Source organism: Pseudomonas sp. F-14 TE3482, from assembly GCF_053629455.1.
In genome coordinates this window covers 4,546,237-4,568,087 of the sequence record NZ_JBRJII010000001.1, presented here as the reverse complement: position 1 = coordinate 4,568,087, position 21,851 = coordinate 4,546,237, and the positions used below count along the sequence as shown (strand labels likewise).

Sequence of the window (21,851 nt, the reverse complement as noted above, 5' to 3'; positions counted from 1 at the left end):
ATATGCGTAACCCGATTCTACACAGCGTAAATCAGTTTGTCCGCCTTCTTATAAAATCCCCCTTTTTGTAGCGTGCGCAAGCGGTTTGTTGCACAGAAAAATCCCCGCCAGGATCAGCCCGCCACCCAGGCACATCACCAGTGTCAATTGCTCACCCAGCAACAATGCGCCAAACAGAACGGCAGTCAGCGGGTTCAAGGCGATGAACACACCCGAACGCGTCGCACCGATTTTGCGGATACCGTCGTAATAACCAATATAGGCCAATGCCGAACCCAGTACGCCCAGGTACAGCAGGCTCAACCATTGTTGCGTGCCGAGTTCAGCCAGCGCCGCGACACTCAGCTCACCACGCACGGCGCTGGTCACCCAGAGCATCAGCGTGCCCAGCAAAATCGAGTACGTCACCGTCTGCACCGGCCCCAACGTTTGATTCAGGCCTTTGGAGAACAGAGAATAAATGCCCCAGCCGAGCACGCAGCCGAAGATCAACAGATCGCCGATCCAGGCATCAGTGCCACCGGCCAGTAACTGCGGATTGCGGCTGATGATCACCAGGCTGGCGCCGGCAATGCAGATAGCGATACCGGTCACTTTCGCTCGGCTCAGTCGCTCCTTGAACAACAGCCACGATGCCAGGCCGATCACGGCCGGATTCAACGCCACGATCAACGATGCCCGTGACGCGTTGATGTAATGCAGCCCATAAAAGAAGCACAGGTTGTAGAAGAAAATCCCGAAAAAACCCAGCAGCGTCAGTTGCAGCCATTGCCGAGGGCTGGGGCGCACCAAAGGCACCCGCGCCAGCAACAGAAACAGCAGCAACGCCACGCTCGCCAGCAAGAACCGCAGACTCGCGGCCAATAGCGGACTGAGGCTGTCGGCCAGAAATCGCCCGGCGACGAACGTCCCGCCCCAGATCATGGTGACCGCTGCCAGTTTCAGATAAACCGGTACATCGGAAGAATTCACCAGGGTCTGTTCACACGTAGTCATAAGTCTCCACCATCAGATATCGGGCACATGGCGTATCATTCGACTAATGCCAGATCATCGTAAAATGAGTAAATACTCATGACCCTTACGCAACTCGAGATTTTCTCCCTGGTGGCCGAACTGCGCGGCTTCACGGCGGCGGCCCATCGTTTGGAGATTTCCCAATCAGCGGTGTCCCACGCGCTCAAGTCGCTGGAACAGGAGCTGGGTGTAGAACTGCTGCGTCGGCATCAGTCCCAGGTCGAGCTGAGTGACATCGGCCAGCAGCTGTTACTGCGTGCTCGGGCGATGCTCGGGCTTGCCAACACGTTGCGCCAGGAAGCGGCGGATGCCCGTGGAATGAAACGCGGCACCCTGCGCATCGGCTCGTTCGGCCCAACTTCATCGATCAAACTGCTGCCGAAAATCCTGCAGCATTACCGCGCCGCACACCCGGGCATCGAGGTTCACATCGACGAAGGGCCAGATCGCCAGGTGATCCAGTGGCTGGAAGAACGGCGTATCGATATCGGCTTCGTGGTGCTGCCGCTGGAGCGTTTCGACACTTTTGGGCTGATCGAAGACCAGATGGTCGCGCTGCTGCCTGCCGACCATGCGCTGGCCGGTCGCGACAGTTTGAGCTTGAGCGATTTATGCCACGACCCTTTTGTGCTGACCGAAGCCGGTTCTTCGGAACTGGTGTCGCGCCTATTTAATGCGGCGCGGTTGACGCCGAACATTCGCTATCGCTGCTCGCAGTTGCTCAGCACGCTGGACACCGTAGGCCGAGGCGATGCCCTGACCGTTGTCGCCGAAGGCTCTTTGCCTGACGACAACGACAACCGCTACGTGAAAAAACCGCTGTCGCCACCGGTCGGCCGTCAAATCGGGCTGGCAGTGCTCGATCAGCGTCAGTCATCACCTGCTACGCTGGCCTTCATCAAATTGGCCTCAAGCCTGAATGAACGTTGAGCGGCATAAGCGCCGTCGGCCAACTATCATGGCTGAACTCTTCCAGGAGGCGTGTCGCCCTGCCAGTCTTTGAGAGCCCCTCTTTTATCGCGATGGATTTGCGAATGCCACTGAACTTCAAAAGCCGCCGTAAACGTGGTACCCGGATCGTTGTGACTGTTTTGAGCGGATTGCTTCCGGTGTTGCTGGGAGTCGCCATTCTCTATCTGCAGGCTGAACGTACGCTCAAGCAAAGTGCTGAACTGACTGGCGAAGAAGCCGTTCGCCAATTCGAGCTGATGCTCGACAACACCGCACTAGCGGCGCAAGAGCTATTGCCGCTGGCCGGCCAGAATTGCAATGACGTCAAACTGGCCTTACGCGAACAAGTCACCCGCCGACCATTCGTGCGCTCAACCAATCTTGTATGGAACACCAACCTCTATTGCAGTTCGTTGTTCGGTGAATATCAGGAAAAGATCAATCCCGACGATTACACCCAAGGCAAGCTATGGCTCATGAACGGCAACCCGGTCACGCCCGATACCGCGTTGCTGGTGTATCGGCTGAGCGAAGGAAACCAGGGCGCATTGACCACGCTGGACGGTTATCACCTGAGTAATGTGCTGCGCCTGATCGGTCGCAAAACATTATTGTTGTTGCAAGTCGGTCCTCACTGGTTGTCGGCCGACGGCAAGGTCCACGACGATGCGCTGCCCGCCTTGCCGGTGGCGCAAAACACGCTGGCGTCCTCGCGTTATGCCTTTACCGTAGCCGCAGGTTTTCCCGAAGGAGAAACCTGGCGTTATATGCGCAGTGAGTACCCGCCGCTGTTCAGTCTGTTGATGTTCTTCGGTGTGGTGTCCGGCTCGATCGGACATGTGCTGCAGAAACGCTCGATGTCGCCGAGCCGTGAAATGCAGCGGGCGCTGGAGGCAGCAGAGTTCATTCCATATTTTCAGCCCGTGGTGCACGGCGACAATAAGCAGTGGTCCGGCGCCGAAGTATTGATGCGCTGGAAACATCCCAAGGAAGGCCTGGTACGCCCTGATCTGTTCATCCCGTTTGCCGAACATTCCGGGCTGATCGTGCCGATGACTCGCTCGTTGATGCGACAGACCTGCGCATTGCTGGCTCCCCTGTCGACCTCGTTCGACGGGCCATTTCACATTGGCATCAACATCACCGCCAGTCACTGCCGGGATCTGGAACTGGTCGAGGACTGCCGCGAATTCCTCAGCGCTTTCGCCCCGGGCAGCATCAACCTGGTGCTGGAGCTGACCGAACGCGAACTCATCGAGCCTACAGCCATCACCTTGCAATTGTTCGAGCAGCTTCACGAGTTGGGCGTGATGATCGCGATCGATGACTTCGGCACCGGTCACTCAAGCCTGGGTTATTTGCGTCAATTCAATGTGGACTTTCTGAAAATCGATCAGAGCTTTGTCGCCATGATTGGCGTCGACGCCCTGTCCAGACACATTCTGGACAGCATCATCGAACTGTCGGCCAAACTCGATCTGGGTATTGTCGCCGAAGGCGTGGAAACCGTAGAACAGAGTGACTATCTGACGGCCCAAGGCGTGAACTTCCTGCAAGGTTATCTGTTTGGTCGGCCGATACCCGGCGCGGAATTCATTAGAGCATTAAGTGATCGTTAACTAACCGCTCTAAGGGGCGAAGCCATGAAGATGCGCACCAAATTGAATCAAAAGACTACTCTTGTTACATGAAGAAAAAGTCAGGATTTACTCTTGGCCAATTAACTACTACAATTTTTCATGCCTGTGCAGAACTGGCAGGTACGCCATTATCACCGAGTCGCTTCAAGGCTCTTGGCTTATAGCTTTGTTTGCGGTTGGTATCAGCCAAACACACTATTGGAGTAAAGATATTGTCCAGACTCGCTGAATTCCGTGCAGCTGAAAAGGCCCTTCAAGAACAGCTCAAGCAGTTGGAATCGCTGAAGAACGATGCCGGGCTCAAGAAAGAAATCGAATTCGAAGAAAAGCTCCAGGGGCTGATGAAAACCTACGGCAAGAGCTTGCGCGACATCATCGCCATCCTCGATCCAAACCCGGCAAAATCCGGCCTGCAGCAGGCAGCAGCGCCTAAAACCCGCCGCGCTCGCGTGGTCAAGGTGTATCAGAACCCGCACACCGGTGAACTGATTGAAACCAAGGGCGGCAATCATCGCGGCCTGAAAGCCTGGAAGGAACAATACGGTGCTGCCACCGTTGATTCCTGGCTGCGAGGCTAAGCACTCGCGATCATAAAAAAGCCCTGCAATGCAGGGCTTTTTCATGGACAGCGTCTAAATGCAACGAAAGTCGCCGATCAACTCGTTACATCCCGATGAACTTTATGCTTAATCCCTTTGGCTATCTAAAAAATGCCGAACACGCTGAAATCTACTGATACGCAAACCTTAAAACTAAAGTTTCAAGCTGTTTCGAGCCGCCGCTATGTCGTCCTGACTTGCCTTATAAACCTCTGCCTGCCCCGCATAAGAAAGAACATAGGCCTTATCGGCGTCAACCGCAGCGACCAATGTTTGAGACAGCACATGTCGACCGTTCTGCGTAATCGTGCAGGTAGTTTCCAGCGCCGATAGCCGGCTTAAGGTAGTCGGGTGAATTTTAGTGCAAACGCTCTGATACCCACTCTGAAAAAAGTCCTTTTGCACCGACTTGCGCATCTCCAGCAGCACGCCTTCCAGGTTCACCTGATGACCACTTTCTACCTGAGTCATGGTCAACTCCATCACCATCACCGGCGTACCGTCCTGATCGTTTTTTACCGCGCGTTGCCGGGATACCTGCGGTTTAGCCTCATCTTGCGAAATAGATTCGACAGTCCATCCGCTTGGCCAAATCACGACCGGAGCCTCTGCATAAACGGGGGTAACACCTGAAAGCAGACACATCAGGACGAACATCGATTGACAGAATCGGGTCATTGCAATGAACACTCACGAATTGAGCCGTAAAGTCTGAGCCTCACCCGGCTGTCAGGCAAGCCTGCGGTTTTGGTTTGGCGATGCCGGAGCCCTTGCGTATCATTGTGACCATTCTTGGATTTTCCGGAGGGCCCCATGAGCCTGCACGAACTCAATACATTTCCCGGTGTGACCGCCCAACCCGACGCCGCCACCCAGAAGTTCGTCTTCAACCACACCATGCTGCGGGTCAAGGACATCACCCAGTCGCTGGATTTCTACACCCGCGTCCTGGGTTTCTCGCTGGTGGAAAAACGCGATTTTCCGGAAGCCGAATTCAGCCTGTATTTCCTGGCGCTGGTCGATAAGAACCAGATCCCGGCCGATGCCGCGGCTCGCACCGAGTGGATGAAATCGATCCCCGGCATTCTCGAGCTGACCCATAACCACGGCACCGAAAACGACGCGGATTTCGCCTACCACAATGGCAACACCGACCCACGCGGCTTCGGCCATATCTGCATTTCGGTACCGGACATTCGTGCCGCCTGCGAGCGCTTCGAAGCGCTGGGCTGCGATTTCCAGAAACGCCTGAACGACGGCCGCATGAAGAGCCTGGCCTTCATCAAGGACCCGGATGGTTACTGGGTCGAGATTATTCAGCCGGCACCGCTGTAAGCCCCATCACCAAGCCCGCTCCCACAATTGGGAATGTATGAGACACAAAAAACCCCATGATCACTCATGGGGTTTTGTATTTTCAGCGTCAGCGCTTATGCAGGCGCCGAGGTGCGGATCAAGTGATCGAATGCGCTCAGGGAAGCCTTGGCGCCCTCGCCCACCGCAATCACGATCTGCTTGTACGGCACGGTGGTCACGTCACCGGCCGCGAACACGCCGGGCATCGACGTTTCACCACGGGCATCGACAATGATCTCGCCGCGCGGCGACAGCTCGATGGTGCCTTTGAGCCAATCAGTGTTAGGCAGCAGACCGATCTGCACGAAGATCCCTTCCAGCTCGACAGTGCGCAACTCGTCCGACTGACGATCCTTGTAGCGCAGGCCGTTGACCTTTTGATCATCGCCAGTCACTTCAGTGGTTTGCGCACTGGTGATAACAGTAACGTTCGGCAGGCTGTGCAACTTGCGCTGCAATACCGCATCGGCGCGCAGTTGTACGTCGAACTCCAGCAGAGTCACGTGGGACACGATACCGGCCAGGTCGATGGCCGCTTCGACGCCGGAGTTACCGCCACCAATCACCGCCACACGCTTGCCTTTGAACAGCGGACCGTCACAGTGCGGGCAGTACGCCACGCCCTTGTTGCGGTATTGCTGCTCACCGGGAACGTTCATTTCACGCCACCGGGCGCCGGTCGCCAAAATCACGGTCTTGGCTTTCAAGGACGCACCACTGGCGAAATGGATTTCGTGCAGCGCGCCATTTTTGCCCGGCACCAGCTTGTCAGCGCGTTGCAGGTTCATGATATCCACGTCGTACTGCTTGACGTGTTCTTCCAGCGCCACGGCCAGTTTCGGCCCTTCGGTTTCCTGCACCGAGATGAAGTTCTCGATGGCCATAGTGTCGAGCACCTGCCCACCAAAACGTTCCGCCGCCACACCGGTGCGAATGCCTTTACGAGCAGCGTAGATCGCCGCCGAAGCACCGGCCGGGCCACCGCCGACGACCAGTACATCAAAGGCTTCTTTGGCGCTGATTTTCTCGGCCTGGCGCTCGATGCCGCTGGTGTCGATCTTGGCGAGGATTTCTTCCAGGCCCATACGGCCCTGGCCGAAGTTCACACCGTTCAGATAGACGCTTGGGACGGCCATGATCTGGCGCTCGTCGACTTCAGCCTGAAACAGCGCGCCATCGATGGCGACGTGGCGGATGTTCGGGTTCAGCACAGCCATCAGATTCAACGCCTGGACCACGTCCGGGCAGTTCTGGCAGGACAGCGAGAAGTAAGTCTCGAAGTTGAACTCGCCTTTGAGCGAGCGGATCTGTTCGATCACTTCGATACTGGCCTTCGAGGGGTGGCCGCCGACTTGCAGCAGAGCCAGCACCAAGGACGTGAATTCGTGGCCCATCGGGATACCGGCAAAACGCAGGCTGATATCGGCCCCTGGGCGGTTGATCGAGAACGATGGCTTACGTGCATCGTCACCGCTGTCGAGCAGCGTAATCTGGGTAGAAAGACTGGCAACGTCTTTCAGGAGTGCGAGCATTTCCTGGGATTTCGCACCGTCATCGAGGGAGGCAACGATCTCGATCGGCTGGGTGACCCGTTCCAGGTACGATTTCAACTGGGCTTTAAGAGTGGCGTCCAACATACGGGCGATTTCCTTTATTCGTGTCGAAAAAAAACGCCCGAGCGAATCTCGCCCGGGCGTTTTTGAGGGCGGTGCAGCTTACTTAGGAGGTGCGGAGTTCCGCCCTGATGAAGCGCGTCACAGACTTAGATCTTGCCGACCAGGTCCAGGGACGGAGCCAGAGTGGCCTCGCCTTCTTTCCACTTGGCTGGGCAAACCTGGCCAGGGTGAGCGGCAACGTACTGAGCAGCCTTGATTTTGCGCAGCAGCTCGGAAGCATCACGGCCTACACCGCCGTCGTTCAGTTCAACGATTTTGACCTGGCCTTCAGGGTTGATCACGAAGGTGCCACGGTCAGCCAGACCAGCTTCTTCGATCAGCACGTCGAAGTTGCGGGAGATAACGTGAGTCGGGTCGCCGATCATGGTGTACTGGATTTTGCCGATGGCTGGCGAAGTGTTGTGCCAGGCAGCGTGAGCAAAGTGGGTATCGGTGGAAACGCTGTAGATTTCGACGCCCAGCTTCTGGAACTCGGCGTAGTTGTCAGCCAGGTCTTCCAGTTCGGTCGGGCAGACGAAGGTGAAGTCAGCTGGGTAGAAGAACACGACAGACCACTTGCCTTTCAGGTCAGCGTCCGACACTTTTACGAAGTCGCCATTTTTAAAGGCGTCAGCTTTGAACGGTTTAACTTGGCTGTTGATGATAGGCATCGTTGACTCTCCGTCAGGGGTTAAGAAGTTGATGGGGTGAATCCTACCCAGTCGATCGCCGATTGGCTCATTGGCAAACCTGATGTTGCTGATTGGTTTTCGCTATTAGCCGACAGTATTAATAGAAGAAAACGTGATCTACAGCGCCAATGGCTTTTCAGCGATGCGGGTCATCCCGATAAACGGGCTGGATTCAACATAGCGCATGGCGGACTTCATATCCTTCCAGCCCACGTAACTCATCAACGACTTCAAATCCCAACCGCTCTGATGAGCCCAAGTGGCAAACCCACGACGCAAGGAGTGACTGGTGTAGTGCTCGGCCGCAATACCGGCGCGCTCCAGGGCCTGGCGCAACAACGGGATCACGCTATTGGCATGCAAGCCCTCCTCGCTCAAATGACCCCAACGGTCGATACCCCGAAATACCGGCCCGCGGACCAACGCGGCGTCAGTGATCCATTGGATATAGGCCTGCACCGGACACAAACGCTGCAAGGCTGGCGTCTGGTACGTCTGGCCGAGGTTCTCGCGGTCGCTCTTGCTGCGAGGCAAATAGAGGGTAATGCCTGAGCCGGCGCTGGCCTGCACATGCTCAATCTGCACGCGACACAACTCATCGCTACGGAAACCGCGCCAAAAGCCCAGCAGAATCAGCGCCGTGTCGCGCCTGGCCCGCAGCAATCCCGGTTGATCGCCCTGCGCCTTGGCGGTTTGTGCTTCCTGCTCCAGCCAGGCCACCACTTGCTCCAGATGCTGAAGCTGCAACGGCTCGGCCTGTTTCTCCTGCGCAGGGTGCAGCGCCCGAATGCCCTTGAACACCTTGCGCACCACGGGTGCCTTGGTGGGATCGGCGAACCCCTGACTGTTGTGCCACTGGGCCAGCGCGGACAAGCGCAACTTCAAGGTATTGATCGACAGCACGCCTGCGTGCGCCACGAGATAGCGCGCCACGCTGTCACTGGTCGCTGGCAGGAACCCGCCCCAACTGACTTCGAAGTGCTCGATGGCCGCGCGATAGCTGCGACGGGTGTTGTCGCGCGTGGCGGCTTGCAGGTAGCGATCCAGTTCAGTCATGGGCTCAGTTCTCGAAAACGTACGGTTCTGGCGGGCGAAAACCCGGATTACAGCTCATCACACGGGGTAATACCAGTATATCCCGCATGACAAATCATAAAATTCTAACTTTAATCGAATCATGGTACATTGCGTATATTAGTGGTACGTACCACAGTATCAAATCGTAGGAGAACACATGGCACGTGGCGGCGTAAACAAGGCACTGGTGCAAGCGGCGCGCTCAGCAATCCTGGCCCGGGGCGAACACCCAAGCATCGACGCGGTGCGGATCGAGATGGGCAATACCGGTTCAAAAACCACAATCCATCGCTATATGAAGGAACTCGATGACGGCACCGAACCCGCCCAAGCACCTTCCGAGCCTATCGACGATGAGCTGACAAGCTTGGTGTCGCGCCTGGCGCAACGCCTGAAAGAACAGGCGCAAGAGCCCATCGACCAGGCACGCGCACAGTTCGAGCAACAACGAAAAGAGCTGGAAACCCAACTGCATGAGGCCCGCGAGGCCAATACCGAACTGCACCAGCAATACGAAATTCAAAGCCTGGCACTGGCCCAGGAGTCTGCAGAACTGCATGACACCCGCTCCATGCTGCAAAGCGAACAAACCCGCAACGCCGGATTGAACCAGGCGCTGGCAGATTTCGAATTACGCTTGCAAGACAAGGATGAGCAGATCCGCTCGCTGGAAGAAAAGCACCTGCACGCTCGTGAGGCGCTGGAACACTACCGCAATGCCGTCAAAGACCAGCGCGAGCAGGAACAGCGACGCCACGAAGGGCAGGTTCAGCAGATTCAGATGGAGTTGCGTCAGGCGCAGCAAAGCGCACTGGTTCGCCAGGATGAAATCACCCAACTGCATCGCGACAACGAGCGCTTACTGACGGAAAACCGCGGAACGCTGCGAGAGTTGAGCCTGTCGCAAGAGCAACTCAAGCACACCAACAGCCGGCAGGATCAGCTGCTGGACCAGGTCAACCGTATCGACAGCGAACGCACCCTCCTCCAGGAACGCTTGCGCATTGCCATGCTGGAAAGCCAGTCACTCAAGCAGAACATCGACGAGCAGTCGCACATCAACAAGGCGCTGGAAGTTGAACTGATCAAGTTGCAGGCAAGCCTGGATGAAAGCGCGCGTCTGGCCGCTGTCGTTGCGACAGGGCCAGACGCATCAGCGCCGCGTAAGGACGATTAACTCGCGACCGGCGTACGCATGGTGACGAACTCTTCGGCGGCAGTCGGATGCACGCCGATGGTTTCGTCGAAGTCACGTTTGGTTGCGCCGGCCTTCAAGGCAATTGCCAACCCCTGAACGATCTCGCCGGCTTCCGGGCCGACCATGTGGCAGCCCAGGACCTTGTCGGTCTTGGCGTCCACCACCAGCTTCATCAAGGTGCGTTCCTGGCATTCAGTCAGGGTCAGCTTCATCGGCCGGAAACGGCTTTCGAAGATCACCACCTCATGCCCGGCCTCCCGCGCCTCTTCTTCGGTCAGGCCGACAGTGCCAATGTTCGGCAAGCTGAACACGGCGGTCGGGATCATCTTGTAATCCACCGGGCGATATTGCTCGGGCTTGAACAAACGCCGCGCCACGGCCATGCCTTCCGCGAGCGCGACCGGCGTAAGCTGTACTCGCCCGATCACATCGCCCAGAGCCAGGATAGATGGCTCTGCGGTTTGATACTGCTCATCGACCTCGACAAAACCTTTCTTGTCGAGTTTGACGCCAGTGTTTTCCAACCCCAGATTGTCGAGCATCGGACGCCGACCGGTGGCGTAGAACACGCAATCCGCCTCCAGCTTACGACCGTCCTTGAGCGTGGCTGTCAGGCTGCCATCGGCTTGCTTGTCGATGCGCTCGATGTCGGCATTGAATTGCAGGTCCATGCCGCGCTTGGACAGCTCTTCCTGCAAATGCTTGCGCACCGCACCATCGAAGCCACGCAGGAACAGATCACCGCGATACAGCAGCGTGGTCTCGGCACCCAGCCCGTGGAAAATCCCGGCAAACTCCACCGCGATGTAACCACCACCGACCACCAGAACGCGCTTGGGCAGCTCTTTAAGGAAGAACGCCTGGTTAGAACTGATCGCGTGCTCGTGCCCCGGAATCTCCGGGATCTGCGGCCAGCCACCGGTAGCGATCAGGATGTTTTTGGCGGTGTAGCGTTTGCCATCGAACTCGACGGTATGCGGATCGACTATTTTTGCGTGGCCTTCATGCAAGATCACACCGCTGTTGACCAGCAGATTGCGATAGATGCCGTTCAGGCGATTGATCTCGCGATCCTTGTTGGCGATCAGCGTCGCCCAGTCGAACTTCGCCTCACCCGGGGTCCAGCCAAAACCTTGCGACTGCTCGAAGTCTTCGGCGAAGTGCGCACCGTAGACCAGCAATTTCTTCGGCACGCAGCCGACGTTCACACACGTACCGCCCAGATAGCGGCTCTCGGCCACGGCGACTTTCGCGCCGAAACCAGCCGCAAACCGCGCAGCCCGCACACCGCCAGAACCGGCGCCAATCACATACAGGTCAAAATCGTAGGCCATTTCTATCTCCTCGGCAGGCCACCAGCATACCTGCGAGCGGCCTTTGGGCAAGCGTTGCAAACTATGTGGGGCCGGAAAATGAAAAAGCCACCCGAAGGTGGCTTTTCAATACAAGCAGCTCAGGCGCTATCAGTAAGCCTTGCCAGTCTTGTAGAAGTTCTCGAAGCAGAAGTTGGTCGCGTCGATGTAGCCTTCGGCGCCACCGCAGTCGAAACGCTTGCCTTTGAACTTGTAGGCCATGACGCAGCCGTTTTGTGCCTGCTTCATCAGGGCGTCGGTGATCTGGATTTCGCCGCCCTTGCCTGGCTCGGTTTGTTCGATCAGGTCGAAGATGTCCGGAGTCAGGATGTAACGGCCGATGATCGCCAGGTTCGACGGTGCATCTTCAGGCTTTGGTTTTTCAACCATGCTGTGAACGCGGTAGATGTCGTCGCGGATCATCTCACCGGCAATCACGCCGTACTTGTGAGTTTCTTGCGGGTCGACTTCCTGAATGGCCACGATCGAGCAGCGGAACTGCTTGTACAGCTTGACCATCTGGGTCAGTACGCCGTCGCCTTCCAGGTTTACGCACAAGTCATCCGCCAGTACCACGGCGAACGGTTCGTCGCCGATCAGCGGACGCCCCGTCAGAATCGCGTGGCCCAAGCCTTTCATTTCGGTCTGGCGAGTGTAGGAGAACGAGCACTCGTCGAGCAGCTTGCGGATACCGACCAGGTACTTCTCTTTGTCGGTGCCCTTGATCTGGTTTTCCAGCTCGTAGCTGATGTCGAAGTGGTCTTCCAGAGCACGCTTGCCGCGACCGGTGACGATGGAGATTTCGGTCAACCCGGCGTCCAGTGCTTCTTCGACGCCGTACTGGATCAGTGGCTTGTTTACCACCGGCAGCATTTCTTTGGGCATGGCTTTAGTCGCTGGCAGGAAGCGAGTACCGTAACCGGCTGCTGGGAACAAGCATTTCTTGATCATATAAGTCCTTGAAAGGGCTGTGTGTTCGAGTTTCGGCGCAGTCTAATCAGGCGGCGGGCACCTTACAATGCCCTGCACTGGCTAACCGATGCCATCATAGAGAAATATTCTGATGGATAGTTCCGCAGATACATTGCACAACCTCTTATAGATAGCAGAGATCGGCAGATCTGCGCGGCCATCATCCGAAAGACAATCCGCCCTACCCTACACCATAGGCACCCGTTGAGGGCATTTGGCGCTATCATTGTGCGATTGAACCAGCCAACGAGGCAGATAGATGTCGGCAGCAAAAAGTGTTAATGGGTACCTGATCAATCAGGCAAAAGACGGCCAGTGGTGGGTAGACAGCGTCGGCGGCGAAAATATTGCCGGGCCGTTCCCTACCGAAGCGTTGGCGATTGAAGTGGCATCGGTGTTGCAAGATCAACCCGCAGGCCCCAAGCGGCGCGGCAAGGACAAGCCTTGAGCTGAACCTGACACGACGTAGCCCTGCCTTTGCGCAGGGCTTTTTTGTGATTATCTGCAGAGAAGTGGCCATTCGCTATAACCTTTCGATGCAGCCGCTGTCACAGCTTTTAGCCACCATCACTGACGACCACCACGACATGAATAAATTTTTGCCACTGATTGCAGTTCTGGCCCTGAGCGGCTGCGCCACGTCCGAAACCACTTACCTGAAAAATGGCGAACAAGGCCTGAGCATCGACTGCTCCGGAGAAGCCAACGACTGGGCCACCTGCTACGAAAAAGCCGATGCCTCTTGCGCTGGCACCGGTTATCGGATCGTCGGTACCGACGGCACACCTTCGCCCCAGGAAAGCGACAAGACCTTGGGCGTTGACGTCGGCAATTACAAAAACCGCAGCGTGGTGGTGGTCTGCAAGTAGGGCTCCCAATGCCCTACATATGAATTTCGGCGAATTTGATCCCGAGCCCGCGCACGGTCTCGATCAAATCGTCGAGGCGACTGAAGGATTCGACTTCATCGTTGTCATCCACCAGGAAAAAACTGCGCCCGGCGCTTTTCTTGAAAAACACGATCCACTCCCCCGGATTCGCCGGGTTCTGAATCACGTGGGTGGCAGAGATATGACCCTCTGCATGGCGCTCCCGCACCTGCTCTCGCTTCATGCTCAACTCCAGAAATGACAATGCCGTCAAAGCGCGACTTTGGCGGCATCGATGCTGACTGGGGGGTAGTTTATCAGCCGGATATGCATGCGGTGGCGGCATTGCGTACATCCCATGGGCGCAATGGCACATTGGAGATGCGCTCATGCAGCTTGATGCTGCTGCCGCCAGAGCGGTCTTCAATTTCAAATACGGCGGCCGGCCCCGACGAGAACTTTTGCGGCACGATAACTCGCACGCCTTCCTTGTGCGGTTCGACTTGCAGGGCTCCACGGCTATCGGCGAGCTTTTCGACCAGGCATTGGGCGTACTCATGGGGATTCTTGCCTGATATCACGCTCATGGTGGGCAGTGTCTCATTGATGTCCGAGACACTCGCACATCCACCCACTGCCAACGCCAACGGCCCGACCAGAACTCCCCACTTCATACAGAACCTCCGATAAAGACCTTCCGACAGCACAAATGCTGGTTTTCTCCGAGGCTCACTGCGTTTATCGCTCATAGAATTCCGTATAACTGTTTTTAATTGTCAAAGCGCACCTCGAGAGCCGGATAATAACCTGTTCGGGCTGATAAACTGCGCCAATCGCCCATGCTATCGTTTTGATTTTGTAGAAAAAGCCCTTCTGGAGGCGCCTCATGAAATTTATCCACCAGCGCGAGCACCTCAACGAAGACGACATCGTCGTCATCCAGTGCTCCCAAATGTGCAACATCCGCTTGATGAACGACGCCAACTTCCGCAGTTTCAAGAATGGCGGCCGTCATACTTACCACGGCGGCGCATTCGACACCTTCCCGGCCCGCATCACAGCGCCAAGCACCGGTTTCTGGAACATCACCATCGACACGGTCAATCGCCGGCCGATCAGCGTGACCCGCAAACCGACCCTGACGCACTCGATCAAGATCATCCGCCGCTCCAGCTCGAAACTGAGCTGAGCCCACACCAAAACAGGCAGGTATGACCGTGGCCCAGACGACCAAGTACGTCATCAAATACAAACTCAACGGCGAGCGCCGCTTCGAATTCGCCCAGCTGGAAAATGGCACGGAGGAAGAAGCCAAGGCTGCACTCGACGTCATTCATGGCCAGACTGAAGATGTCATCAGCGAGATCAGCGTGAGCAAAGCGCTGTAAAGCGATCTGGAGCGACAACATGGACGTCTGCTCCCCTTTCGAATTCGACCGCAAGCGCCGGAGTGCCCACTCCCGCCCCGCTCACTAAACTGGCCGCCTCGACCTTCTGGTCAAGGAGTCAGAACCTTGTTTACCGACCCGATTCATAATGATGCCCTCGACTGGATCACGCTTGCGCAGCAACTCGATCAGGATGGCTGCGCGCTAATCCGGTCGTTTTTAGGCCATCAGACCTGCGATGAAATAAGCGCCCTGTACGACCGGCCCGAGCCCTTTCGCTCCAAAGTGGTGATGGCTCGCCACGGTTTTGGCCGGGGCGAGTACAAGTACTTCAAGTACCCGTTGCCGGATCCGGTGGCCCGGTTGCGTAGCGCGCTCTACCCTCGACTGGTTCCAATCGCCAATCGCTGGTACGAATCGATGGATCTGCCGACCCGTTTCCCCGAATCCCACGAAGCATTTTTGCAGCGCTGTCATGCTGCGGGTCAGGAACGCCCGACACCTTTGTTGCTGCAATATGGGCCACAGGACTACAACTGTTTGCATCAGGATCTGTACGGCGAACACGTCTTTCCGCTGCAAGTGGCGATTCTTCTGTCAGAACCGGGAGAAGACTTTACCGGCGGTGAGTTTGTGCTGACTGAACAACGTCCGAGGATGCAGTCGCGCCCGCAAGTCATCGGTCTGAAGAAAGGCGACGCGTTGATTTTTGCCGTGAATCAGCGTCCGGTAAAAGGTGTTCGCGGCTATTACCGAGTAACCATGCGTCACGGCGTGAGTCGCCTGCACAGTGGAAAACGGCATACCCTTGGAATCATCTTTCACGATGCGTTATGACCCCATGAGCCCGATCACTTTTGATCTGTTTGCCGATACAGAACCCGAGCAGCCGTCCAGGCGCGAGCAGATTGGCGAACAATCCTTCGTTCTTAGAGGCTTCACCCTGCCCTGGCTCGACCGGTTGCTGCCGGCACTGGAGGCGGTTCTGGCAGCAGCCCCTTTTCGGCAGATGGTCACGCCCGGCGGCTTTACCATGTCAGTGGCGCTGAGCAGTTGCGGCACCTGGGGCTGGACGACCGACCGCAGCGGCTACAAGTACACCCGTAACGATCCGCAGACCGGCGCGCCATGGCCTGAAATGCCTGAGGTATTTTTCGAGCTGGCGCAAGCGGCGGCGCGAGAGGCAGGCTTTATGGATTTCGTACCGGATTCCTGCCTGATCAACCGCTATATTCCCGGTGCCAGAATGTCGTTGCATCAGGACAAAGACGAAGGTTCCTACGCGGCGCCCATTGTGTCGGTGTCCTTGGGGTTGCCGGCGACGTTTCTGTTCGGGGGCTTCGAACGAAGCGCCAAGAGCCAGCGAGTGCCGCTGTTGCACGGCGATATTGTGGTCTGGGGCGGCGTCGACCGTTTGCGTTATCACGGCGTATTGCCGATCAAGGAGGGTTATCACCCTCAGTTGGGCGAACAACGGATCAACTTCACCTTCCGTACCGCGGGATGAAACCGTTGAATTCGACCGCAAGACCCGGAGTGTGGCGTCTCTGCCGGCTGGTTAATCTGCATGAAACGGGTCAACGGACATGAAGCCATGACAACTCATTCGAAAAATATCGCCACCGAAAACGATCCTCGCTGGGCTGCCGTGGTCGCACGCGATCCCCGCGCCGACGGGCAGTTTGTGTATGCGGTGAAAACCACCGGCATCTACTGCCGCCCCAGCAGCCTGGCGCGCTTGCCAAAGCCGCAGAATGTCGAATTCTTCGACACCGCCGAGCAAGCTCAGGCGGCAGGTTATCGTCCCAGCAAACGGGCTGCGAAAGATCAAAGTGATGTCGCCGCACAACACGCCACGACCGTGGCCGCCGCATGCCGTCACATCGAATCCGCCGAGACGTTGCCGGCGCTGAATGAACTGGCGGACGCAGCCGGCCTGAGCAGTTTCCACTTCCATCGCGTGTTCAAGGCCATCACCGGCCTGACGCCCAAGGGCTACGCCACGGCCCATCGCTCACGCAAAGTTCGCGAGCGCCTGACGGACGGCGGCACGGTCACCGACGCGCTGTATGACGCCGGATTCAACTCCAACAGCCGTTTCTATGAGGCTGCAGATCAAGTGCTGGGCATGAAGCCCGGCGATTACCGTGCGGCCGGGCAGAACAACGACATTCGTTTTGCCGTCGGCCAGTGTTCTCTGGGAGCGATTCTGGTGGCGCAAAGTGAGCGCGGCGTCTGCGCGATTCTGTTGGGGGACGACCCGCATCAATTGGTCTGTGACCTGCAGGACAAGTTTCGGCGCGCCAACCTGATTGGCGCCGATCATGAGTTCGAGCAGTTGATCGCCAAAGTGGTGGGTTTTATCGAAGCCCCGGCGCTCGGTCTGGACTTGCCGCTGGACGTACGCGGCACAGCGTTTCAGGAACGGGTGTGGCAAGCCCTGCGGGAGATTCCCGCCGGCAGCACCGCCAGTTATGCCGATATCGCTCAGCGCATCGGCGCACCGAAAGCCGTGCGTGCCGTGGCCCAGGCCTGTGGCGCGAACAGCCTGGCGGTGGCAATCCCTTGCCATCGCGTGGTGCGCAGCGACGGCAACCTGTCGGGCTATCGCTGGGGCGTGGAGCGCAAGCGTCAGTTGCTGGAACGCGAAAACGCGGCTGAGTCCTGAATGCCGATATAGACCGCCACGGTCTCCGGGCCGGTGTAGACCTCAAAGTCCGTGGCGAACTTGCGGCGAACCTGCGGGTTATCCTCGAAGTAGGCCCAGACCAGGCCCCACGTCTGGATGACGCTGTCGGGCATCGGCCCTTTGGCGCTGAACACCAGGTAATCGCCGCCCTCAACCTGAATCTGCGCAAAGTCCTCGGAGGGCGCGGTAACCGCCGCACCCGCGGTTACATCGAAATAGCCCGAAGCATCGGATTCGTAGTTGGAATAGACGCCGTACATAAACGAGTCCGGCTGTTTGTGGGCGATCTTGTCGAAAACGTCCTCAACGAAAAACTGTTCCCACATAGGGCCGATACGCGCGGTATCTGGCTGCTGTTCTGCGGCATTGAGGGTTCGCACCTGCAACCCAGAGACGCTAAAGGGCAGCACTTCACGCAGCTTTACATCCATTGTCGCTATTTCCTTGTTTCTACAGTTTGTCTGTTTGATTGGCGCGAAGACGATCAACGATTGACGTCGACCACCACCCGACCGCGCAACTGGCCGGCAAGCAGGCGCTGGGTCGCGTCGATGGCTTCACTCAAGCCGATTTCGTGGCTGATCAGCGGCAACAAGGCGAAATCCAGATCCTTGGCCAGGCGATTCCAGGCCAGTATCCGCTTGGCTTTGGGTTGGGTCACGCTGTTGATGCCGGCCAGGGTCACACCGCGCAAAATGAACGGCGCAACGGAGGCCGGGAAGTCCATGCCCTGGGCCAGTCCGCAAGCAGCGACGATGCCGTTGGCTCGAGTGCTGGCGCAAGCGTTGGCCAACGTGTGGCTACCGACCGAGTCGATCACCGCCGCCCAACGCTCCTTGGCCAACGGTTTGCCCGGCTCTGACAATGTGGTGCGATCGATGATTTCGCTGGCACCCAATTGCTTGAGATAGTCGTGCTCGGAGGTACGACCGGTGGATGCCACCACGCGATAGCCAAGCTTACTCAGCAGCGCGATGGCGAAACTGCCTACGCCACCGTTGGCGCCCGTTACCAGCACTTCGCCCTGCTCGGGGTTCACGCCGTTATGCTCCAGCGCCAGGATGCTCAGCATCGCCGTATAGCCGGCCGTGCCGATGGCCATCGCTTGTGCAGCGGTGAAGGCTTTGGGCAACGGGATCAGCCAGTCGCCATTCAGGCGAGCTTTCTGCGCCAATCCGCCCCAGTGCCCTTCACCCACCCCCCAGCCATTGAGCAGGACTTGATCACCGACCTTGTAGTCCGGATGACCGCTGACTTCGACAGTGCCCGCCAGATCGATCCCCGGCACCATCGGGAATTTTCGCACCACCGGGCTGCTGCCCGTGATCGCCAGGCCATCCTTGAAGTTCAGCGTGCTGTACGCCACGCGCACGGTCACATCGCCTTCAGGCAATTGATCATCACTGATCTCTTGCAGCGTGGCCCGGTAACCGTTGTCGTCCTTGTCGATCAAAATGCCTTTGAACATCACTGCCTCCCGATGGAATCGCTCAGTTGTCATGCTGTTGAATAACACATGAAAACACATCGCAGCAGCCGACTTTAAGCCAATACTCAAACTCGACTGGCCTTGCGTCAGTCATTACTGATACAAATTCGCTTCTACCGACGTCGGAGAACACTGCACATGAGTCAATGGCCAGACACCCGCATTCTCGACCTGCTCGGGATAGAACTGCCGATCATCCAGGGCCCCTTGGCCGGCGCGACGACGTCGGCCATGGTGATTGCGGTGAGCAACGCTGGCGGCCTGGGCTCGATGCCCGCGGCAATGCTGAGCATCGAGCAATTGCGCGAGGAGCTGAAAACGATTCGCCAACACACCCGGCGCCCGCTCAACGTCAATTTCTTTTGCCATCAACCTCCGCCACCCGATGAGCAACGCGCCCGGGACTGGAAGAATCTGCTGGAACCGTATTACCGGGAATTGGGTGTCGACTTCGACGCGCCGACGCCAGTGTCCAATCGCGCACCGTTCGATCATGCGGCCTGCGAAGTGATCGAAGAATTTCGTCCTGAAGTGGTGAGTTTTCACTTCGGCCTGCCGGAAAAGTCCCTGCTGGATCGGGTAAAAGCTACCGGGGCGAAAATTCTCTCTTCGGCGACCACCGTCGAAGAGGCCATCTGGCTGGAACAGCATGGTTGCGACGCGATCATCGCCATGGGTTACGAGGCAGGCGGTCACCGGGGGATGTTCCTCAGTGATGACCTGAGCAGCCAGGTAGGAACCTTTGCCCTGGTGCCACAAATCGTCGATGCGGTAAGCGTGCCGGTAATTGCGGCGGGCGGGATTGGAGATGCACGGGGCGTGGCGGCGGCTTTTCTGCTGGGCGCTTCGGCGGTCCAGGTGGGTACGGCTTATTTGTTCACGCCGGAGGCCAAGGTCAGCGCGTCTCACCACAAGGCGTTGCGCACGGCCAAGGAAAGCGAGACGGCGGTGACCAACATTTTCACCGGGCGCCCGGCGCGCGGGATTCTCAATCGGGTGATGCGAGAACTGGGGCCCATGTGTGACAAAGCGCCGGCCTTCCCATTGGCGGGCGGTGCGCTGATGCCGTTGCGGGCCAAAGGGGAAGCGGACTTCAGCAATCTTTGGGCTGGGCAGGCGTTTACGTTGGGGGTTGAAATGACTTCGGCAGAGCTGACCCGGCGGTTGGCGGATGAGGCGTTGGCGAAACTAACCCACCGCTAGACACAGAACCTGTGGGAGCGGGCTTGTCCGCGATAGAGCCCTGTCAGTCACACTTAAATGGTCTGATTCACCGCTATCGCGGGCAAGCCCGCTCCCACAGGGATTGTGTTAAACGGCCTACCGATACACAGCCCAATGGGGGCAAGCCCCCTCGCCACAATCCGGTGCCAATGTCGCGCTTTGCATCCGGCAAGTTCCGTTTACAGGCAATTCGCTATATATTCCGCTATATAGCGTCTCACTCGCCTACCACGGAGCCGTTTCATGATCATTCGTGCCTCACGTATTGCCCCCGCGTGCCTGTTCACCGTGTTCACTTTCGGGTCCGCCCAGGCGGATGAAGTCCAGGTCGCCGTTGCTGCCAACTTCACCGCGCCGATCCAGGCCATCGCGGCCGATTTCGAGAAAGACACCGGGCACAAACTAGTCACCTCCTTTGGTGCAACCGGCCAGTTCTATACCCAGATCAAGAACGGCGCGCCGTTCGAAGTGTTCCTCTCGGCAGACGACGCCACCGCGCAAAAACTCGAGGCCGAAGGCGACACGGTCAAAGGCTCACGCTTCACCTACGCCATCGGCACCCTGGCGCTGTGGTCGGCCAAGGACGGTTATGTCGACGCCAAGGGCAAGGTGCTGAGCGACAATCAGTATCAGCATCTGTCCATCGCCAACCCGAAAGCCGCCCCGTATGGCCTGGCTGCCACTCAAGTGCTGGCCAGGCAGGGCCTGACCGACAAGGTCAAAGACAAGATCGTCGAAGGCCAGAACATCACTCAGGCGTACCAGTTCGTCTCCACCGGCAACGCCGAACTCGGTTTTGTGGCCTTGTCGCAGATCTACAAAGACGGCAAAGTCACCAGCGGTTCGGCCTGGATCGTGCCGGCCGATCGGCATGACCCGATCAAACAAGACGCGGTAATCCTCAATAAGGGTAAGGACAACCCGGCCGCCAAGGCGCTGGTTGACTACCTCAAAGGTCCGAAAGCCGCCGCTGTCATCAAATCCTACGGTTACCAACTCTAAATGACGCTATCGAGTGCCGATTATTCCGCCATCTGGCTGACTCTCAAACTGGCGTCCCTGACGACCGTGATCCTGTTGGTCATCGGCACTCCGATTGCGTTATGGCTGTCGCGCACCCGGTCCTGGCTGCGCGGCCCGATCGGGGCGATCGTCGCCCTGCCCTTGGTGCTGCCGCCGACGGTGATCGGTTTTTACTTGTTGCTGGCGCTCGGCCCGAACGGCTGGATCGGTCAGTTCACCCAATCGCTGGGCCTTGGCACTCTCACATTCAGTTTTGCGGGGTTGGTGGTCGGCTCGGTGCTGTACTCGATGCCGTTCGTGGTCCAGCCGCTGCAAAATGCTTTTTCTGCCATTGGCACTCGCCCACTGGAAGTGGCTGCAACCTTGCGCGCCAATCCCTGGGACACGTTCTTCAGCGTGATTGTGCCGCTGGCCCGCCCCGGTTTCATCACCGCGGCCATTCTCGGTTTTGCCCATACCGTCGGCGAGTTCGGCGTTGTACTGATGATAGGCGGCAACATTCCCGACAAAACCCGCGTGGTCTCGGTGCAGATCTACGATCACGTCGAAGCCATGGAATACGCCCAGGCTCATTGGCTGGCCGGGGTGATGCTGGTGTTCTCGTTTGCAGTATTGCTGGCGCTCTACTCCAGCCGTAAAACCAAAGCGGTCTGGAGCTGA

26 protein-coding genes are annotated in these 21,851 nt (G+C 57.7%); 15 read left to right on the top strand and 11 right to left on the bottom strand.

Annotated elements, in window-relative coordinates:
- Positions 1 to 48: 48 nt before the first annotated feature.
- Entirely contained in the window at positions 49 to 996 is a 948-nt protein-coding gene (locus tag AB7M26_RS20545) for a DMT family transporter (protein WP_123494748.1), read from the bottom strand.
- 78 nt (positions 997 to 1,074) lie between these two features.
- Between AB7M26_RS20545 and AB7M26_RS20540 the strand changes: the two genes are divergently transcribed.
- The 3 genes from AB7M26_RS20540 (at position 1,075) to AB7M26_RS20530 (ending at position 4,186) form a co-directional block, all read left to right on the top strand.
- The gene (locus AB7M26_RS20540) at positions 1,075 to 1,947 is read left to right on the top strand and encodes a LysR family transcriptional regulator (RefSeq protein ID WP_123494749.1); all 873 of its coding nucleotides are present in this window, start codon (positions 1,075 to 1,077) and stop codon (positions 1,945 to 1,947) included.
- A gap of 104 nt (positions 1,948 to 2,051) precedes the next feature.
- On the top strand, positions 2,052 to 3,587 hold the full coding sequence (locus AB7M26_RS20535; RefSeq protein ID WP_123494750.1) for an EAL domain-containing protein: 1,536 nt from the start codon (positions 2,052 to 2,054) through the stop codon (positions 3,585 to 3,587).
- A 233-nt stretch (positions 3,588 to 3,820) separates the two neighbouring features.
- Positions 3,821 to 4,186 (top strand): histone-like nucleoid-structuring protein, MvaT/MvaU family, encoded by a 366-nt coding sequence (locus AB7M26_RS20530; RefSeq protein ID WP_008075430.1) that lies wholly within the window; start codon positions 3,821 to 3,823, stop codon positions 4,184 to 4,186.
- 174 nt (positions 4,187 to 4,360) lie between these two features.
- Here the strand turns inward: AB7M26_RS20530 and AB7M26_RS20525 are convergent, their stop codons facing one another.
- A complete protein-coding gene (locus tag AB7M26_RS20525) occupies positions 4,361 to 4,864 on the bottom strand; it encodes a DUF4946 domain-containing protein (protein WP_429385916.1) in 504 nt (167 codons plus the stop codon).
- 156 nt (positions 4,865 to 5,020) lie between these two features.
- Between AB7M26_RS20525 and gloA the strand changes: the two genes are divergently transcribed.
- A complete protein-coding gene (gene gloA, locus AB7M26_RS20520) occupies positions 5,021 to 5,542 on the top strand; it encodes a lactoylglutathione lyase (protein WP_123494752.1) in 522 nt (173 codons plus the stop codon).
- A gap of 95 nt (positions 5,543 to 5,637) precedes the next feature.
- Here gloA and ahpF read toward each other — a convergent pair whose 3' ends face one another.
- From ahpF to AB7M26_RS20505, 3 genes are all read right to left on the bottom strand, one after another.
- On the bottom strand, positions 5,638 to 7,200 hold the full coding sequence (gene ahpF / locus AB7M26_RS20515) for an alkyl hydroperoxide reductase subunit F (RefSeq protein ID WP_123494753.1): 1,563 nt from the start codon (positions 7,198 to 7,200) through the stop codon (positions 5,638 to 5,640).
- Positions 7,201 to 7,325: 125 nt separating this feature from the next.
- A complete protein-coding gene (gene ahpC / locus AB7M26_RS20510) occupies positions 7,326 to 7,889 on the bottom strand; it encodes an alkyl hydroperoxide reductase subunit C (RefSeq protein ID WP_063343749.1) in 564 nt (187 codons plus the stop codon).
- A gap of 138 nt (positions 7,890 to 8,027) precedes the next feature.
- On the bottom strand, positions 8,028 to 8,966 hold the full coding sequence (locus tag AB7M26_RS20505) for a site-specific integrase (protein ID WP_123494755.1): 939 nt from the start codon (positions 8,964 to 8,966) through the stop codon (positions 8,028 to 8,030).
- Between the two features lie 178 nt (positions 8,967 to 9,144).
- On the opposite strand from AB7M26_RS20505, the gene AB7M26_RS20500 reads away from it, so the two are divergent.
- Positions 9,145 to 10,164, top strand: a complete 1,020-nt coding sequence (locus AB7M26_RS20500) for a DNA-binding protein (protein ID WP_123494756.1) — start codon at positions 9,145 to 9,147, stop codon at positions 10,162 to 10,164.
- Here AB7M26_RS20500 and gorA read toward each other — a convergent pair.
- Positions 10,161 to 11,519, bottom strand: coding sequence for a glutathione-disulfide reductase (gene gorA / locus AB7M26_RS20495; RefSeq protein ID WP_123494757.1), 1,359 nt, complete (start codon positions 11,517 to 11,519; stop codon positions 10,161 to 10,163). The two genes, AB7M26_RS20500 and gorA, sit on opposite strands and share 4 nt — an antisense overlap.
- 129 nt (positions 11,520 to 11,648) lie before the next feature.
- Entirely contained in the window at positions 11,649 to 12,488 is an 840-nt protein-coding gene (gene galU / locus AB7M26_RS20490; protein ID WP_007900040.1) for a UTP--glucose-1-phosphate uridylyltransferase GalU, read from the bottom strand.
- A 280-nt stretch (positions 12,489 to 12,768) separates the two neighbouring features.
- On the opposite strand from galU, the gene AB7M26_RS20485 reads away from it, so the two are divergent.
- Positions 12,769 to 12,957 (top strand): hypothetical protein, encoded by a 189-nt coding sequence (locus AB7M26_RS20485; protein ID WP_007900038.1) that lies wholly within the window; start codon positions 12,769 to 12,771, stop codon positions 12,955 to 12,957.
- Positions 12,958 to 13,096: 139 nt separating this feature from the next.
- Positions 13,097 to 13,378: a hypothetical protein gene (locus AB7M26_RS20480; RefSeq protein WP_123495387.1), complete on the top strand. Its 282-nt coding sequence runs from the start codon at positions 13,097 to 13,099 to the stop codon at positions 13,376 to 13,378.
- Positions 13,379 to 13,391: 13 nt separating this feature from the next.
- On the opposite strand, the gene AB7M26_RS20475 is transcribed toward AB7M26_RS20480, so the two are convergent.
- Positions 13,392 to 13,622, bottom strand: coding sequence for a hypothetical protein (locus AB7M26_RS20475; protein WP_007935641.1), 231 nt, complete (start codon positions 13,620 to 13,622; stop codon positions 13,392 to 13,394).
- Between the two features lie 73 nt (positions 13,623 to 13,695).
- Positions 13,696 to 14,052, bottom strand: coding sequence for a hypothetical protein (locus tag AB7M26_RS20470; RefSeq protein WP_123494758.1), 357 nt, complete (start codon positions 14,050 to 14,052; stop codon positions 13,696 to 13,698).
- A gap of 212 nt (positions 14,053 to 14,264) precedes the next feature.
- Between AB7M26_RS20470 and AB7M26_RS20465 the strand changes: the two genes are divergently transcribed.
- From AB7M26_RS20465 to ada, 5 genes are all read left to right on the top strand, one after another.
- Positions 14,265 to 14,567 (top strand): DUF1883 domain-containing protein, encoded by a 303-nt coding sequence (locus tag AB7M26_RS20465; protein WP_007900033.1) that lies wholly within the window; start codon positions 14,265 to 14,267, stop codon positions 14,565 to 14,567.
- A 28-nt stretch (positions 14,568 to 14,595) separates the two neighbouring features.
- Positions 14,596 to 14,766, top strand: a complete 171-nt coding sequence (locus AB7M26_RS20460) for a hypothetical protein (RefSeq protein WP_162232616.1) — start codon at positions 14,596 to 14,598, stop codon at positions 14,764 to 14,766.
- Positions 14,767 to 14,892: 126 nt separating this feature from the next.
- A complete protein-coding gene (locus tag AB7M26_RS20455) occupies positions 14,893 to 15,603 on the top strand; it encodes a 2OG-Fe(II) oxygenase (protein ID WP_123494759.1) in 711 nt (236 codons plus the stop codon).
- Positions 15,593 to 16,273 (top strand): DNA oxidative demethylase AlkB, encoded by a 681-nt coding sequence (gene alkB, locus AB7M26_RS20450; RefSeq protein ID WP_123494760.1) that lies wholly within the window; start codon positions 15,593 to 15,595, stop codon positions 16,271 to 16,273. The genes AB7M26_RS20455 and alkB overlap by 11 nt, the downstream gene beginning before the upstream one ends.
- An 87-nt stretch (positions 16,274 to 16,360) precedes the next feature.
- Positions 16,361 to 17,434, top strand: a complete 1,074-nt coding sequence (ada, locus tag AB7M26_RS20445; protein WP_123495389.1) for a bifunctional DNA-binding transcriptional regulator/O6-methylguanine-DNA methyltransferase Ada — start codon at positions 16,361 to 16,363, stop codon at positions 17,432 to 17,434.
- Here ada and AB7M26_RS20440 read toward each other — a convergent pair.
- Positions 17,398 to 17,886, bottom strand: a complete 489-nt coding sequence (locus AB7M26_RS20440; protein ID WP_123494761.1) for a GyrI-like domain-containing protein — start codon at positions 17,884 to 17,886, stop codon at positions 17,398 to 17,400. The two genes, ada and AB7M26_RS20440, sit on opposite strands and share 37 nt — an antisense overlap.
- A 53-nt stretch (positions 17,887 to 17,939) precedes the next feature.
- A complete protein-coding gene (acuI, locus tag AB7M26_RS20435) occupies positions 17,940 to 18,923 on the bottom strand; it encodes an acrylyl-CoA reductase (NADPH) (protein ID WP_123494762.1) in 984 nt (327 codons plus the stop codon).
- Between the two features lie 159 nt (positions 18,924 to 19,082).
- Here acuI and AB7M26_RS20430 point away from each other — a divergent pair, with 159 nt between their 5' ends.
- The 3 genes from AB7M26_RS20430 to modB all read left to right on the top strand — a co-directional run bounded on the left by AB7M26_RS20430 (position 19,083) and on the right by modB (position 21,851).
- Positions 19,083 to 20,147 (top strand): NAD(P)H-dependent flavin oxidoreductase, encoded by a 1,065-nt coding sequence (locus tag AB7M26_RS20430; RefSeq protein WP_123494764.1) that lies wholly within the window; start codon positions 19,083 to 19,085, stop codon positions 20,145 to 20,147.
- A gap of 264 nt (positions 20,148 to 20,411) precedes the next feature.
- Entirely contained in the window at positions 20,412 to 21,170 is a 759-nt protein-coding gene (gene modA, locus AB7M26_RS20425; protein WP_123494765.1) for a molybdate ABC transporter substrate-binding protein, read from the top strand.
- Positions 21,171 to 21,851 carry a molybdate ABC transporter permease subunit gene (gene modB, locus AB7M26_RS20420; RefSeq protein WP_123494766.1) on the top strand — a complete coding sequence of 227 codons (681 nt, stop codon included), beginning with the start codon at positions 21,171 to 21,173 and terminating at the stop codon, positions 21,849 to 21,851.

Coding starts and splice junctions, on each gene's coding strand:
- AB7M26_RS20545 (WP_123494748.1), bottom strand. CDS start 996: ATGACTACGTGTGAACAGACCCTGGTGAATTCTTCCGATGTACCGGTT.
- AB7M26_RS20540 (WP_123494749.1), top strand. CDS start 1,075: ATGACCCTTACGCAACTCGAGATTTTCTCCCTGGTGGCCGAACTGCGC.
- AB7M26_RS20535 (WP_123494750.1), top strand. CDS start 2,052: ATGCCACTGAACTTCAAAAGCCGCCGTAAACGTGGTACCCGGATCGTT.
- AB7M26_RS20525 (WP_429385916.1), bottom strand. CDS start 4,864: ATGTTCGTCCTGATGTGTCTGCTTTCAGGTGTTACCCCCGTTTATGCA.
- gloA (WP_123494752.1), top strand. CDS start 5,021: ATGAGCCTGCACGAACTCAATACATTTCCCGGTGTGACCGCCCAACCC.
- ahpF (WP_123494753.1), bottom strand. CDS start 7,200: ATGTTGGACGCCACTCTTAAAGCCCAGTTGAAATCGTACCTGGAACGG.
- ahpC (WP_063343749.1), bottom strand. CDS start 7,889: ATGCCTATCATCAACAGCCAAGTTAAACCGTTCAAAGCTGACGCCTTT.
- AB7M26_RS20505 (WP_123494755.1), bottom strand. CDS start 8,966: ATGACTGAACTGGATCGCTACCTGCAAGCCGCCACGCGCGACAACACC.
- AB7M26_RS20500 (WP_123494756.1), top strand. CDS start 9,145: ATGGCACGTGGCGGCGTAAACAAGGCACTGGTGCAAGCGGCGCGCTCA.
- gorA (WP_123494757.1), bottom strand. CDS start 11,519: ATGGCCTACGATTTTGACCTGTATGTGATTGGCGCCGGTTCTGGCGGT.
- galU (WP_007900040.1), bottom strand. CDS start 12,488: ATGATCAAGAAATGCTTGTTCCCAGCAGCCGGTTACGGTACTCGCTTC.
- AB7M26_RS20485 (WP_007900038.1), top strand. CDS start 12,769: ATGTCGGCAGCAAAAAGTGTTAATGGGTACCTGATCAATCAGGCAAAA.
- AB7M26_RS20480 (WP_123495387.1), top strand. CDS start 13,097: ATGAATAAATTTTTGCCACTGATTGCAGTTCTGGCCCTGAGCGGCTGC.
- AB7M26_RS20475 (WP_007935641.1), bottom strand. CDS start 13,622: ATGAAGCGAGAGCAGGTGCGGGAGCGCCATGCAGAGGGTCATATCTCT.
- AB7M26_RS20470 (WP_123494758.1), bottom strand. CDS start 14,052: ATGAAGTGGGGAGTTCTGGTCGGGCCGTTGGCGTTGGCAGTGGGTGGA.
- AB7M26_RS20465 (WP_007900033.1), top strand. CDS start 14,265: ATGAAATTTATCCACCAGCGCGAGCACCTCAACGAAGACGACATCGTC.
- alkB (WP_123494760.1), top strand. CDS start 15,593: ATGCGTTATGACCCCATGAGCCCGATCACTTTTGATCTGTTTGCCGAT.
- ada (WP_123495389.1), top strand. CDS start 16,361: ATGACAACTCATTCGAAAAATATCGCCACCGAAAACGATCCTCGCTGG.
- AB7M26_RS20440 (WP_123494761.1), bottom strand. CDS start 17,886: ATGGATGTAAAGCTGCGTGAAGTGCTGCCCTTTAGCGTCTCTGGGTTG.
- acuI (WP_123494762.1), bottom strand. CDS start 18,923: ATGTTCAAAGGCATTTTGATCGACAAGGACGACAACGGTTACCGGGCC.
- AB7M26_RS20430 (WP_123494764.1), top strand. CDS start 19,083: ATGAGTCAATGGCCAGACACCCGCATTCTCGACCTGCTCGGGATAGAA.
- modA (WP_123494765.1), top strand. CDS start 20,412: ATGATCATTCGTGCCTCACGTATTGCCCCCGCGTGCCTGTTCACCGTG.
- modB (WP_123494766.1), top strand. CDS start 21,171: ATGACGCTATCGAGTGCCGATTATTCCGCCATCTGGCTGACTCTCAAA.